6 protein-coding genes are annotated in these 16,025 nt (G+C 41.8%); all 6 read left to right on the forward strand.

The features are described 5' to 3' along the window. Window positions 1-2 precede the first annotated feature (2 nt). The 6 genes from CDC33_RS17680 (at window position 3) to CDC33_RS17705 (ending at window position 15,979) form a co-directional block, all read left to right on the forward strand. Window positions 3-701 (forward strand): Rossmann-fold NAD(P)-binding domain-containing protein, encoded by a 699-nt coding sequence (locus CDC33_RS17680; protein WP_109009591.1) that lies wholly within the window; start codon window positions 3-5, stop codon window positions 699-701. Window positions 702-921: 220 nt separating this feature from the next. Beyond that, complete coding sequence (locus CDC33_RS17685) at window positions 922-2,673, forward strand: SDR family NAD(P)-dependent oxidoreductase (protein ID WP_109009592.1); 1,752 nt, start codon at window positions 922-924, stop codon at window positions 2,671-2,673. A 49-nt stretch (window positions 2,674-2,722) separates the two neighbouring features. After that, a complete protein-coding gene (locus CDC33_RS17690) occupies window positions 2,723-6,730 on the forward strand; it encodes a type I polyketide synthase (RefSeq protein ID WP_109009593.1) in 4,008 nt (1,335 codons plus the stop codon). 63 nt (window positions 6,731-6,793) lie between these two features. After that, window positions 6,794-8,467 carry a PfaD family polyunsaturated fatty acid/polyketide biosynthesis protein gene (locus CDC33_RS17695; RefSeq protein ID WP_109009594.1) on the forward strand — a complete coding sequence of 558 codons (1,674 nt, stop codon included), beginning with the start codon at window positions 6,794-6,796 and terminating at the stop codon, window positions 8,465-8,467. A gap of 424 nt (window positions 8,468-8,891) precedes the next feature. Then, window positions 8,892-9,194, forward strand: coding sequence for an acyl carrier protein (locus tag CDC33_RS17700; RefSeq protein WP_109009595.1), 303 nt, complete (start codon window positions 8,892-8,894; stop codon window positions 9,192-9,194). An 83-nt stretch (window positions 9,195-9,277) separates the two neighbouring features. Next, entirely contained in the window at window positions 9,278-15,979 is a 6,702-nt protein-coding gene (locus CDC33_RS17705) for a type I polyketide synthase (RefSeq protein WP_146195834.1), read from the forward strand. The last annotated feature ends 46 nt before the right edge of the window (window positions 15,980-16,025 follow it).

Below are 16,025 nucleotides of genomic sequence, written 5' to 3' on the forward strand. Positions count from 1 at the left end.
TTATGCATCTACCTGCACCTGATTTTTGGGAATTTACTCTACCCCACTTCCGTACTTGTTTGCTTACCGATGACGGTTCCCTCATTACCAATAGACTAGCCAAACTATTAAGTGAGCGAGGTTGGCAGGTAGTGGTTCTTAGCTTTCCTCAATCTATAGTGAGCGACACCGGAGGCGATCGCCTCCCTCTACCTCAAGGAGTTAATCGCATCGAGCTTACAGATTTAAGTGAGCAGCAATTACAACAAAAACTAGTAGCTATCTCAGAAACTTACGGCGCAATAGGAGCTTTCATTCATCTGCACCCTGAACATCAAGTCTGCGATGCTAAATCAGAAAAGTCGATCCTCAAGTATGTATTTCTCTTAGCAAAACATTTGAAGCGATCGCTTAATCAAGCAGCACTCACAGGACGCAGTTCTTTCCTTTGTGTTGCTCATCTCGATGGTGAATTTGGATTAGGAACAATCATTGACTTTAGTGCCATTAGTGGTGGTCTATTCGGTTTGACAAAAACTCTTAATTTAGAGTGGGAGAAGGTGTTCTGCCGGGCGATCGATTTGAGTCCCGAATTCAATCCCGAAACTTCAGCACACTTTATTATCGCTGAACTTCACGATCCTAATTCCCTCATTTCGGAAGTTGGATATAACTCTCAAGGAAGAGTAACTTTAGTATCTGAAATAGCATCTCTCCCCTAATAGTCTATGTCATTAATTTTGAGGAGTAAAAAAGCTCGTAGTAAGAACTTTAATCCCAAAGTTTTAAGTACTGAAGTGCTGACTACGAACTTATCAAAATTAACGACATGAACCATTATTAATTTACAGGGCTAAGTTAAATAAATCTTCAGGTAGCTCAAAATTCGAGTTTCCTGAAGCTCATCTCAACCCCTGTGTTGAAACAATCCAAATAAGCAAAATGAACACAAACGCCAAGATTGATTCATCATCGGTTATTCTTGTCAGTGGTGGCGGTAGAGGAGTGACAGCACAATGTGTTATCCAACTAGCGAAGCAATATCAGTGCAAATTTATCTTACTAGGTCGCTCCAAACTTGTCAAAACTGAACCAGAATGGGCTAAAGATTGCTTCGATGAAGCTGAGTTAAAAAAGCGTATTATGCAGGATTTAATTGCCCAAAATGAGAAACCTACACCGTTAAAAGTTAAACAAGTATTCAATCATTTATTAGCTCAACGAGAAATTGCAAAAACAATCTCTACCATTCAGCAAACTGGAGGGCAGGTAGAATATCTCAGTGTAAATATTACCAATAGTTCTGCTTTACAGGCAGAAGTAGCACCAGTAGTTCAGCGTTTAGGACGAATTACAGGAATTATTCATGGGGCTGGAAATTTAGCAGATAAATTAATTGAGAATAAAACAGAAGAGGATTTTGATATCGTTTACACTACCAAAATAGAAGGTTTAGAAAGCTTACTTAGCTGTGTAGACCCCAGTCAATTAGATTGCATCATTTTGTTTTCCTCGTTTGTTGCTTTTTACGGTAATCCAGGTCAATCAGATTATGCATTAGCTAATGAAATACTTAATAAAACAGCCTACCTACTCCAGAGGAAATATCCGTATTGTCGCGTAGTTTCTATAGGTTGGGGGCCTTGGGATGGTGGTATGGTTACGCCACAATTAAAGAAAGTATTCGCTCAACAAGATATAGAACTAATTCCTTTAGAAGTTGGTGCCCAGATATTAGTTGATGAATTGAAGTCTGCTCATAATGGAATTGCACAAACTCTGGTAATGAGTAACCCAATTGTCGCCCAACCCAAGCAGCTAAATTCGGAATTACAATCATTTCGTGTGTCTCGTCAATTAAAATTAACAGCTAACCCTTTTGTATACGATCACGTAATTGGCGGTAATCCCGTTTTGCCAGCCATGTGTAGCATTGCGTGGATTGCAAATACTTGTGAGCAACTCTACCCAGGTTACAAATTTTTCAGTTGTAGCAATTATAAAGTTCTCAAGGGAATTATTTTTGATAATACGTTGGCAAGAGAATACTTTTTAGATTTAAAAGAAATCAGTAAAACTGATACTGGAGAAATAGATTTTGAAGTACTACTATGGAGTGAAAGTGCTAAAGCTATACCTCATTATCATTACAGTACTAAAATAAAAGTTGTGCAGCACATCCCCTCATCTGATACTTATGAATCTTTTAATCACAGTCAAGACCCGGAAACTTTGAGGCTATTACCTTATGAAAATGGCGCATTATTTCATGGGTTAAGTTTTAAGGGATTAAAGCGGATTCTCAATATTACTCCCGAAAAACTGACTGCTCAATGTTGTTTAGATAAGGTTGAAATCAAAAAACAAGGTCAATTTCCTTTGCAAACATTTAATCCTTATACGGGAGATATTTTATTTCAGTGTTTAGTAGTTTGGGTGAGGCACTTTGATAATTTAGCTAGCTTGCCTTTACAAGTGCAAAGGCTAGAGCAATTTAAAGCCATTCCCTTCGATGAAGAATTTTATGTTTCCGTAGAAGTTATTTCAAGAAGTGAAACGAATATTTTTGCTAATATTACAGCACACGATGCTCAAGGCCAAATCTATGTTCATATATCGCAAATGCAGGTAACTGCAAGCGCTCGGCTAAACCTTCTGTTTTTACAAAACTATTGTTTAGCAAGAGAGAATTAAGTACTGGTAATTTACTATCACTTTGCTTATAAATTAGAAAATATAAAAAATGACAGTAAAACTAGCAATTGTAGGCATGGAAGCATTTTTTGGTACGTGTTATGGATTAGATAAATTTGAGCGTAGTATTTACGATGCGACTCAGTATTTTATTCCTATTCCTCCTATACGCCGTCAAGACATACAGGCAAAGCTACCAACACTGGAAGAAGAGGACTATCATAACAATCAAGCATTGTTGGGAGCTTATATCCAGGATTTGGAAATCGATGCGTTTCATTTCAAAATCCCGCCTAACGACATAGACAAACACGATCCTAAGCAATTGTTAATGCTAAAGGTGATTGATCAAGCTTTAAGAGATGCAAAGTTAGACCAAAAGCAAAAAAGATTGCAAATGGCTATTGTTGCTGTCATTAACGAAAACCAAGTTAATCAACTTGATAGAAAGTTGGTTGAAACTGGAGATAATGACAACATTCTTAGTGAAAAAACAAATACTGTTTTCCAAAAAATTTCTACTTTATGGAATACTTCAGGGCCTAACTTTGTTGTCAATGCTAAAGAGAATTCCGTTTTTGAGGCGCTAGAAATAGCAAAAACGTTGCTTACTGTCGGCCCAGTAGATTGTGTGGTGGTAAGTGCTGTGAATTTTGCTGGTGTTGATTGTGTGATGTCTGGCAAACCAACCCTCAGTTATGATTATAATGCCAGTGGCTCGATAGTCGGTGAAGGAGCCGGAGCTATAGTTTTAAAGCGATATGAAAAAGCCAAGCACGATCGCGATCGCATTTATGCAGTAATTGACGCGGTTAGTCACCTATACGAAAGTTCAACTAATCCAGCCGAATCAGTTAAACAATCTTGCCAGAAAGCTTTTGCCAAAGCCGGAGTTAGCCCCGTAGACATCGGCTACCTAGAAGTGTTTGCCGGTGGAAATGAACAGCAGGATCACGCAGAAATCCAGGGTTTAATCGAAGCTTATCAAGTTCCTAACTCCGAATTGAGTTGTGCGATCGGCAGTGTCAAGGCTAACATCGGACACACTTATATTGCCTCTGGGATCGCCAGCTTGATTAAAACTGCTCTTTGTCTATACAACCGTTACATTCCTGCAACACCGCAGTGGACTAGCCCGAAAAACCCCGAAATTTGGCAAGACAGCCCTTTTTATGTCGCTACTGAATCTAGACCCTGGTTTTTAAATTCAGCACAAACAACAAGAGTAGCTGCTATAAATAGCCTAGCTAGCGATGGAACTTATGCACACATAATTTTATCAGAAGACTCCGGCTCACAAGATTGCAACCATAGGTACTTAGAACAAAGTCCCTTCTATCTTTTCCCGATCGCTGCTAATAATCAATCTGGATTACTAGAGCAACTTGAGACATTAGAACAGACTATTAAAAATAGTTGCTCTTTGTCTACCGTTGCTAGTCAGACCTTTGCCACCTTTCAAAATAATCCACAGGCCATTTATGCTTTAGCGATGGTTGGACACAACCAAGACGAATTGCTTCGAGAAATCCAGCGCGGACGTAAGGGCATCGCCAATGCCTTTGCTTGCGGGAAAGACTGGAAAAGCCCATCAGGAAGCTATTTCACCGCCAAGCCCCAAGGTAAACAGGGTCATATCGCTTTTATTTACCCAGGTGCCTTTAATTCCTACATTGGCATGGGTCGGAAACTTTTCTACTTCTTTCCCAAAATTTTTGAACGCGCTACTAGTTTCGTTTCTCAACCTAACCTATTTTTTCGTGAGAAATTACTCTATCCCAGAAGTCTCAATCAAATATCTAAAAGGCAGCTAGAAGATATAGAAGCAAAATTACTCGATGATCCGCTATCGATGCAGGTTTCTGGAACAGGTTTTTCAGTATTGTTAACCCACATATTGAGAGATTATTTCCAAATTCAACCTCAAGCTGCCTTTGGTTACAGTATGGGCGAAAGCACCATGCTGTATTCCTTGAATGTTTGGACTAGTGGCGACAATGTTAACAAATTTGTTCATTCATCAGAACTGTTTCAAACACGCTTAGTAGGTGCGAAAAAAACAGTCCGAGATTATTGGGGCTTACCCGAAAATCTACATGAAGACGAAGCTGTGTGGCATAGTTATGTTCTTATGGCTCCACTATCTAGCGTTGTCTCTCGCCTCAAACAAGAAACTCAAGTTTATTTGACAAATATTAATACGCCAAATGAAGTTGTGATAGCTGGAGAACCCCAAGCCTGTCAGAGAGTAATAGCAGATTTGAATTGCGATGCTTTCCGCGCACCTGCTGACTTAGTACTCCATTGTGAACCGATGGCTAGTGAATACGATCAGCTAATTAAACTGAACTCTTCACCAACTCAAAATGTCTCAGGGATTAATTTTTATTCTTCAGCTAATTATGATTTAATGCCCCTTGATAAAGAATCTCTGGCTCATCGTGTTAGCCAAGGATTTTGTCAGCGCGTTGATTTTCCACGACTGCTTAACCAGGTCTATGAAGATGGAGCTAGAATATTCATTGAAGTTGGCCCTGGTAACACCTGTTCCCGATGGATTGCTGATAATCTCCAGCAAAAAGAACACGTTACTATTTCCATCAATCGTAGAGGAGCCGATGAGTATACTACTATTGTTAAAGCTTTGGCACAACTTTTAAGTCATCGCGCCTCTGTTGATTTGTCACCACTGTACTGTACAAGAGCAGAAAGTAGCAATCAAAAGAAATCTTTTCTTAGAAATATCAACTTAGAAAAGTATCCATTGATGCCTACAAGTTTGAGTGTAAACAATAACAAAAGCGATGAAAATTTAGATTCAATCCACCTATCTCAAAGTACTATTTCTGTCTCGAAAAAGTCTAGTAACGTTATATTTGATCAAGCTGATATACTTGAGTTTGCCCAAGGACAAGTTTCAAAAGTATTGGGTAAAGATTATGAAATTATTGACCCTTATCCAAGACGAGTAAGGCTTCCCAGTCCTCCATATCTGTTTATCAGCCGTGTAAACAAAATTGAAGGCGTCAGAGGTGAGTATGGTTATGGTTTTGTCCAAACTGAATACGATCTGCCTTCTGATGCTTGGTTTGCTGTTGATGGTCAAATTCCTATAGGAATATATGAAGAAGCAGGTCAAGGTTTCTTACTTTTACTTGGTTACTTGGGAACTGATTTCGATAATCAAGGGCAACGGTCATTTCGCTTACTAGATTTAACTGCTACATTTCTCAGTGACCAGCCAGAAGACATCAAAACTATGCGTTACGATGTTAAAATCAACTCTGCTGTGAAAACTGCATCAAACTTGGTCGTTTTTTTTAGTGGCGAGTGTTTTCTTAACGAAAAATTATTTCTAAAAATTTCTGGAGGTTGTGCAGGATTATTTTCTGATGAAGAATTGGAGCAAGGACAAGGTATTATTTTTACTGAGCGAGACGAAAAAGAAAGAAGCCAAATTCAGAAACAGTCTTTTCAACCGTTACTATCGTGTCAAAAACTTACTTTTGATCATCAAGATTTACTTCATTTAACTCAAGGAAATATTGCTGCTTGCTTCGGTACTAATTATCAACAAGATGGCTTAAATCCATCACTGCGATTACCCTCAGAGAAGCTGTTGATGTTTGATAAGGTGTTATCTGTTGATCCTCAAGGAGGAGCTGCGGGATTAGGTTTAGTCATTGGTACAAAAACTGTAGAGCCAAATGACTGGTATTTTCTCTGTCACTTTAAAAATGACCCGACTATGCCCGGTAGCCTCATGGTTGAAGGTAGCTGTCAACTATTGCAATTTTATCTGCTATTTTTGGGATTACAAACTTGCACTAAAAATGCTAGATTTCAAGCTATTGCTCAACTTCCACAAATAGTGCGCTTTCGTGGACAAGTTACGCCAGCTTTTAGTACTTTAACCTATCGATTAGAAGTGATTGAAATGGAGCGATCGCCTAACCCCTTTGCTATAGCTAATGTCGAAATTATTTATGGTAATAAAACAATTGCTTATATCAAAAATTTGGGGATACAGTTATCTGAAAAAAATATAAAGCCATAAATGAAATTAATCTAATTACATAAAAAACGTCAAAATTGTTGTAATTATCATAGGATTTTCAAAATGTTAGGGAATGGAAATAAAGCAAAAGATGCCTCCACAATTTTACTAGAAGGTCGTGATGTGACAAGTTCTCTGAATAATATGAACAAAGCTAGGAGTGATTTAGATTCAATTGCCTTTGAGGAAATGGAAATCAAATCTCGACTGTTGAATTTGCACCAACCTTGTTATGTTATCCAAGATCAGAATCGGGTTGGTATCGCCAACCAAGATAATTTTTACAACCCTAACAACAGTCAAAGTGAAAAATTAGAGACTTTGATGATTGCACCGCCACTACCACCGCAACAGTTAGGCGATCGCGACTTCCTCACTTCTCACAGTGTAAAATATGCATATATGGCTGGTGCAATGGCAGGTGGCATTGCTTCCGCAGAATTAGTAATTGCTTTAGGAAAAGCAGGCATTTTAGGGAGTTTTGGTGCGGCTGGTTTGGTTCCTTCCCGCATTGAAGCAGCTATTAACCAAATTCAGCAAGCCCTTCCCCAAGGCCCTTACGCCTTTAACCTGATTCACAGTCCCAGCGAAGAAGCCTTAGAACGCCGCGCTGTAGATTTATATCTCAAACACGGTGTTAGAACTGTAGAAGCTTCAGCATTTCTGGATTTGACACCCCATATCGTCTATTATCGAGCTGCGGGACTAAGTTTGAATGCGAACGGTCAAATCGAAGTTAAAAATAAAATCATTGCCAAAATTTCTCGGCAAGAAGTAGCGACAAAATTTTTACAGCCAGCCCCAAGAAAAATTCTTCAACAACTGGTTGAGCAACAACTGATCACAGAATTACAAGCTACTCTAGCAGAAAAAGTGCCGATGGCTGATGATATTACCACAGAAGCAGATTCCGGTGGACATACAGATAATCGTCCTTTGGTTTGTCTTCTACCCGCCATCCTTGTTCTTCGAGATCAGATACAGCAAAAGTATCGCTATGACAAACAGGTAAGAATCGGTGCAGCAGGAGGTATTGCAACACCTGAATCAGCATTAGCTGCCTTTATGATGGGGGCTAGTTATATAGTGACTGGTTCTATTAATCAATCTTGTGTTGAAGCTGGCACTTCTGTGCATACAAAAAACTTGCTAGCCCAAGCGAGTATGGCAGATGTAATTATGGCTCCTTCTGCTGATATGTTTGAAATGGGGGTAAAAGTACAACTGCTCAAACGCGGTACTCTTTTTCCAATGCGGGCGCAGAAATTGTATGACCTTTATAGAAGTTACAACTCAATTGATGAAATTCCACTTGAGGAAAGACAAAAATTAGAAGAGCAAGTCTTTGGCAGAAACTTGGAAGCTATTTGGCAAGATACGGTTACTTTTTTCACTGAACGAGATCCAGAGCAAATCACTAGAGCAAACGATAATCCTAAGCGGAAGATGGCGCTAATTTTCCGTTGGTATTTAGGATTGTCTTCTCGTTGGTCTTCTTCTGGTGAAAAAGGGCGAGAAATGGATTATCAAATTTGGTGCGGGCCTGCTATAGGTGCTTTTAATGAATGGGTAAAGGAGTCTTATTTGGCTGAACCAAATGCACGATATGTGGTTGACGTTGCTCACCATATTATGACTGGAGCAGCTTATTTATACCGATTGCAAAGTTTGAAATTTCAGGGTTTGCAAATGCCAGCCCACTACCGTTACTATCGCCCAATTCCTTTAGTGTCTTAATACTGTTATACCAATTCTGTATGAAGATGCACAGAACATTAAACGAACCGCCAAGTACGCCAAGAGCGCCAAGAATAGAGGGTTACTCCTAAAGTACAGCTTCACATTAAACTGGTATTACTTTATTTGTAGCAGAAAACAAGTTGTATTCTTTATTGTTAGATTCTGCCTTCGTTTGCTCAAGTTTATCTATTGTCTAACTAAAAATACAAATTTTTGTAAAAATAGCATAATTTGTTGATTTAGAACTGAAAAGTTAAAAGAGGTTGGTAGTTTTAGCTGAATAAGATAACTAAAAGTTCTTGATTGTATTCCCAAAACTTATTAATAAAAATCAAGATTAAATACTGCGAAGCTCTTAGTAATTCAGCAAATTAATTAACTACAATACATTTATTTTAAATAAAAATAAATTGCTTAATTTATGCAAATAAACCACCTGATTACTATTTCAAATTCTGGACAGTCTCAAATTGCAGAGACTATTCAAGCTTGGTTAGTTAACCAGTTTGCCGAGCGGCTGGAAATTGATCCAGAAGATATAGATATTCATGAGCCTTTTGATAACTACGACTTAAATTCAGTAGAAACAATTATCCTATTGAAAAAGTTAGAAAATTGGCTGGGACGCAATCTCAATCCTACCCTAATCTTTAATTACCCAAATATTGCAGAACTTGCTAAACGCCTAGCTGAAGAAACTAGTGCAACAAGGCAGAAGGCATAAGAACAGAAAGCTGTGTTGAGTTAGAACTCAATTGTGAATACTCATTGTTCAGTATTCAGCACTATTTTAACGATGACAAAAATGTGGTGCAATCAAAGAAGGTAATTGAAATGGAAGCGATCGCAATTATTGGTATTGGCTGCCGATTTCCTGGGGCAAAAGATCCAGAGGCTTTTTGGCAACTTTTGTGTAACGGAGTTGATGCCATTACAGAGATCCCTAAAAATCGGTGGGATCTGGATAAATACTATGACCCAAACCCAGAAGTTATTGGTAAAACAAACTCGCGCTGCGGCGGTTTTTTGCAGCAAGTAGACCAGTTTGACCCTCACTTTTTCGGAATTTCGCCAAGAGAAGCCATGTCTCTAGACCCCCAGCAACGCCTCTTATTAGAGGTGGCTTGGGAAGCATTAGAAGATGCTGGACAGGTGCGAGAACAGCTATCCGGCTCACGCACTGGCGTGTTTGTAGGTATTTCCACAAACGATTACACCTTAATTCAGGGAGAGGGTTATTCTCAGCAGATCCAAGGCTACGATCTGACCGGTAATGTGTTGAGCCTTGCTGCTGGTCGCCTTTCCTATGTATTTAACTTCAAAGGGCCAAGCATGGCAATTGATACAGCTTGTTCCTCGTCACTTGTTGCAGTTCATCTGGCCTGCCAAAGTTTATGGAATAGAGAAGCTAGCATGGCTTTGGCTGGAGGTGTAAATATTATTGTTTCACCGACTGGACACATTGGTTTAACTAACCTAAAGGCTTTGTCTCCCGATGGTCGTTGCAAAACCTTTGATGCCGAAGCTAATGGTTATGTTCGCAGTGAAGGGTCTGGTTTTATTGTCCTCAAACCTTTATCGCAAGCTCTGGCAGATAATGACCAGATATATGCACTGATTCGCGGCAGTGCGATTAACCATGATGGACGCAGTAAGGGATTGACCGTACCTTATGGCCCTGCTCAAGAAGCACTGATTCGTCAAGCATTGGACAATGCCGGGGTGGCACCAGCTGATATTAGCTATGTTGAATTGCACGGTACTGGCACTCCTTTGGGAGATCCAATTGAAGCGATCGCTCTCGGAACAGTATTAGATACTAACCGCCCTGCTGGAAATTACTGTGCCGTCGGTTCAGTCAAAAGTAACATTGGGCATTTAGAAGCAGCCTCTGGCATCGCTGGTTTAATTAAAGTTGCATTATCTCTCAAGCATCAACAGATACCACCAAATCTGCATTTTCACCAGCCTAACCCCTATATTCCTTTTGACACTCTACCCATCCGAGTGCAGCAGTATTTGACACCTTGGCCTCAAGGGTCTAGTCCAGCCAAAGCTAGCATTAGTTCTTTCGGGTTTGCAGGAACTAATGCTCATGTTGTCCTAGAACAGCCTCCCCAATCCGCAGATATATCGCAACCGCAACAATCTTACTTACTACCCCTGTCAGCCCAGAGCCAGGAAGGTGTGAAATCACTAGCACAAGCTTATCAGAATTTTTTAGAAACTCAAAAACCCGATGCTGTCTCACTGGCAGATATTTGTTATACAGCAAGTGTGCGACGCACTCACCATGAACACCGTCTGGCCTTGTTGGCTGATTCTCCCACACAACTCCAAGAAAAGTTACAAGATTTTTTACAAAGCAAGTTAGAAACTAATCAATCTGCTAATCGCAAGCATCGCCGTCCGAAACTAGTTTTCGTTTTCTCCGGTCAAGGCCCGCAATGGTGGGCGATGGGTCGGGAGTTACTAGAACAAGAACCAGTCTTTCGCGCCACTATCGAGGAATGCGATACTCTAATCAAATCTCATACTAATTGGTCTTTATTAGCAGAACTGACAGCAGATGCAACTCAATCTCGTTTGCAAGAGACAGAGATTGCCCAGCCAGCAATTTTTGCCCTGCAAGTGGCGCTTGCTCGTCTATGGCGTGCTTGGGGTATCGAGCCAAAAGCAGTAGTGGGTCATAGTTTAGGTGAAGTGGCAGCAGCCCACATTGCTGGTGTTCTGAGTTTAGCAGATGCTGTACAGCTAATCTGCGATCGCGGTCGCTTGATGCAACAAGCAACTGGCAATGGCAAAATGGCAGCAGTAGAATTGTCAGCAAAAGACACAGAGTATTGGTTACGTGGGTATGAGGCAAGACTAGCGATCGCTGCTATTAATAGTCCCACTTCCACAGTAGTTTCGGGAGAACCTGCTGCCATAGAATCATTTCTAGAGTTACTCCAACGGGAACAACCAACGGTTTTCTGCAAGTTGCTACCAGTGAATTATGCCTTCCACAGCCCGCAAATGTTACCCTTTGCTGAGGAATTGGTAGAAATACTAAATCAACTCCAGCCACAAGCAGCAAAGATTCCCATCTTCTCAACCGTCACAGGTAAAGGTAGTAACGGCGCAGATTTCGATGCCGCCTACTGGGGATGCAACCTACAGCAACCCGTCCGCTTTGCACCAGCAATTGAGGAACTGGTAAGTGCAGGTCAAACTATTTTCCTAGAAATTAGTCCCCACCCAGTACTTTCGGGTTATATTTCCCAGTGTCTTAGTCATCTTGGTCAAGAGGGAACGGTATTATCTTCTCTGCGGCGCGGTCAGCCAGAAAGGGCAACGCTACTTAGTTCTTTAGGCAACCTTTATAATTTAGGATTTACCGTTGACTGGAAGCAACTATATCCATCTGAATGTCAGGTTGTTAGCTTACCCTCCTACCCTTGGCAGCGCGAACGGTATTGGTTTGAACCAAAACCCCAACAAAAGCCATCTTTCTTGCCAACTCGCAAGGCAAATCTGCATCCTCTGTTAGGTCAGCGAGTCCGTTCAGCCCTCAAGGAGACTTTATTCGAGTCTGAGTTGAACATTAATTTGCAACCTTACCTAGTCGGACATCAGGTTTACGATATGGTGGTTTTGCCAGGGGCAGCTTATTTGGAAATAGCCTTAGCTGGAGCAAAGGCAGCGCTGGGTTCAGGATTCAATTCTCTTGAACAGGTACTGATTCAGGAAGCACTAATTATTCCAGAGGATGCTAGTCGGATTGTCCAGTTAATTCTGACACCTGAAAATGCTGGGCAAACTTCTTTCTATATCTTAAGCTTGGCAGACGATGCTACTTCTTGGATACAGCACGCGACTGGAAAAATCAATGCTGTGCAGATACCAGTGCAAACATTTGTTTCTTGGAATGAACTCCAGGCATCCTTTGACGAACAATTATCAGTCGAGGCATACTATCAACAATTATGCGATCGCGGATTGCAGTATGGGCCAAGTTTTCAAGGAATTGAGCAACTCTGGCGACGTGAAGGGGAAGCTCTAGGACGAATTCGCCTGCCGCAGGCATTAATATCAGAAGCAGAAGCTTATCAGTTGCACCCAGTATTAGTAGATTCTGGTTTCCAGCTTTTGTTTGCCAGCTTGGGTAATGTAAAAGAAGGAGATACTTATCTACCAGTAGGTTTAGACAGTTTGCGGGTATACCGTCGCCCAGAAACACAATTGTGGATTCATGGTCAAATTCGTCCCAAGGATGGTTCAAATCAGGAAACCCGCACGGGAGACCTACGCTTTTTCGATGATGCTGGACAACTCGTAGTAGAAATTGAGGGTTTGCACGTCAAGCGTGCGAAGCTTCAAGCATTGCAGCACAAAACACACGAGGATCTGGGTGATTGGCTTTACGAAGTGGAATGGCAGCTCAGAGTGCCTCAAAGCCAGTATCTGCCAGCAGACTACATACTCAGTCCCCTGCAAGTTAGCGCCCGCATCCAGCCCGATGTCCCTCAGTTATGCATTCAGCATGGACTGGAAATTTATGACGAGCTATTTTTTCAACGCGAGATTTTGAGTGGCGCTTACGTGGTGAAAGCTTTCCAGACAATGGGTTGGGAGTTTCATCCACAGCAGAGCTTCACAACAGGCGACATCGCAAAGCAGTTGGGTGTAGTAAATCAGTATCATCAACTACTGGGTAGGCTGTTAGAGATACTACAGGAAGAAGAGATACTTACACAGGTAGGCTGCGAGTGGCAAGTTTGCCGAGTCCCTGAGAAAGCAGCTCCCGATGAAAGATATAAAGAACTTTTGGCTCAATACTCAACCGATGAAGCCGAGTTAACCCTACTTGCACAGTGCGGTCAAAAGTTGCCAGAGATTCTTAGGGGAGAGTGTGACCCACTACAATTGCTGTTTCCCCAAGGATCTTATGCTCCAGTAGAAAAATTGTATCAAAATTCACCAGGCGCAAAAGTGTTTAACCTGCTGGTGCAAAAGGCGGTGTCAATCGCCCTAGAGCGCTTGCCGGAGGGACGAAAAATTCGGATATTGGAAATTGGTGCTGGAACTGGAGGGACAACATCTTATGTGCTGCCTCAACTGCCAGCAAATCAAACAGAATACGTGTTTACCGACGTATCATATTTGTTTATGTTAAAAGCTCAGGAGAAGTTTTGCGATTACCCATTTTTGCAGTATCAGCTTTTAGACATTGAACAAGACATTGAAACCCAAGGATTTGCTCTCCATCAATTTGATGTGATTTTGGCAGCCAACGTGATCCATGCTACAAGTAATCTCCGACATACTTTGAACCATGTCCAGCAACTTTTAGCCCCAGAAGGGATGTTGGTATTGCTAGAGGGAACAGGTCGTCAGCGTTGGTTAGACTTAATATTCGGATTGACAGAGGGCTGGTGGAAATTTGCAGATAGGGATCTGCGACCCGTCTACCCCTTACTTGCGCCGCAACAGTGGCAAGATGTGTTGACAGAAATCGGATTTACAGAGACAACATCAATACCACAAATAGAGACTAACGATAGCACTTTATCCCAACAAGCTGTAATTATTGCTCGCGCTCCTGGGGTGAAGACGGAAACACCGCAGATGCAAATTATATCCCCTGCGCTAGAACCACAGAGCAGCTGGCTGATTTTTGCCGACAACAAAGGTATTGCTCAGAAGCTAGCTTCTCAGATTAAATCCCGTGGCGAAACTTGTGTTACAGTCTTTGCTGGCGAGTTTTATCAACAGTTAGGGGAAGGAGAATACAGGCTCAATCCAGAACAACCTGAAGACTTTCAGCAGTTACTCCAGCAGGTCGTGAAAAATGCTCAACTGCCATGCCGAGGAATAGTTCACCTGTGGAGCTTGGACGCTGCGACACCAGAAGTGATGACAGCATCTGACTTAGAAGCAGCATCAGTATTAGGATGCCGCAGTGTACTTCACTTAGTTCAGGCTTTAGCCAAAGCAGAATTTTCTGAGTTACCGTCTCTGTGGTTAGTTACTCAAGGTGCTCAGGCTGTGGGTTCAGAAGCATCTCCCTTAGCAGTAGCTCAAGCACCTTTGTGGGGTCTTGGCAAAGTAATTGCCCTAGAGTATCCAGAACTTCATTGTGTCTCAGTAGATTTAGATCCCGCAGATGCAGAGGCGAAAGCTCTATATGACCAAATCTGCTTGGGGTATCTAGAAAGCAAGGAAAATCTCGCCTTTCGTCAAGGACAAAAATATGTGCCTCGTCTAGTGCGTAGCCGTAGACTTGAATCACAGTCTTTGTATTTGCAGCCTGATGCCACTTACCTGATTACAGGTGGTTTGGGAGGTCTTGGTTTACTAGTTGCCCAATGGCTGGTTGAGCAGGGAGCGCGACACTTAGTGTTGATGGGGCGTAGGGGCCCAAGCGATGAAACCGAAACTACCTTAAGCAAGCTTGAGCAGATAGGCGCTCAGATTCTGGTGGTTCAGGCTGATGTGTCTCAGTCACAGCAAGTGGCCAAGGTACTGGCAGAAATCACAACATCTATGCCGCCACTGAGGGGAATTATCCATGCAGCAGGCGTTCTTGATGATGCGGTGTTAGTACGGCAAGATTGGCAGCAATTTGCCAAGGTGTTGTCTCCAAAAGTGCAAGGAGCCTGGAATCTGCACACCCTCACTCAGAACATAGCTTTGGACTTCTTTATTCTATTCTCTTCAGCTGCCTCTTTGCTTGGCTCACCAGGTCAAGGAAATCATGCAGCAGCCAATACTTTTTTAGATACTCTAGCTTATTATCGGCGATCGCAAGGGCTGCCAGCTTTGAGCATCAACTGGGGGGCGTGGACTGAGTTAGGAGTTGTTGGGAAGCGCAACTTCAGCGAGGTGACGAGTATGCAGGGTGTAGGCACTATTACACCGAAGCAAGGGATACAGATATTAGAGAAGGTGTTTCAACATCCCTCTGCTCAAGTCGGGGTAGTACCAATAAACTGGTCGCAGTTTATGCAGAGATTTACAAATGATACTGTCCCAGCATTTCTTGCCGAGTTGGTGCGTGAAGTAGGCTTACAGGTAAAAGTTGAGCTAGTGTCGGTGCAACAACCTGAGTTTCTGGTGCAATTAGAGAAGGTTGCTCCCGATGCTCGTCAGGAAATTTTACTAGGTCATGTTCGAGACCAAGTAACTAAGGTTTTGGGTTTGAGTTCATCCCATTCTTTAGAGTCGCACAAAGGTTTCTTCGATATCGGCATGGATTCTCTTACCTCCGTTGAGTTAAGGAACCGTCTTCAAACTTCTTTGGGACGCTCCTTGCCTTCAACATTAATCTTTGACTATCCGACTCTTGATGCTCTTGCCGGGTATTTAGTCAAGGAGATGTTTACTTTAGAGAACCCCACAAACTTTTATGCAACTTCCGAGAAAAATCAGCATGAACAGACTATCAACTCAGCAGAACTACAAGAGCTTTCCGATGAAGATGCTGAAGCATTACTGCTCAGGGAACTAGAAAGCATTAGCTACTAAGAACTGTTGTTGGATGGGCATTTTGCCCATCCAACACAACATCCCG

Origin of the sequence: Nostoc commune NIES-4072, from assembly GCF_003113895.1 — a bacterium.
Classification (GTDB): Bacteria; Cyanobacteriota; Cyanobacteriia; order Cyanobacteriales; family Nostocaceae; genus Nostoc; species Nostoc commune.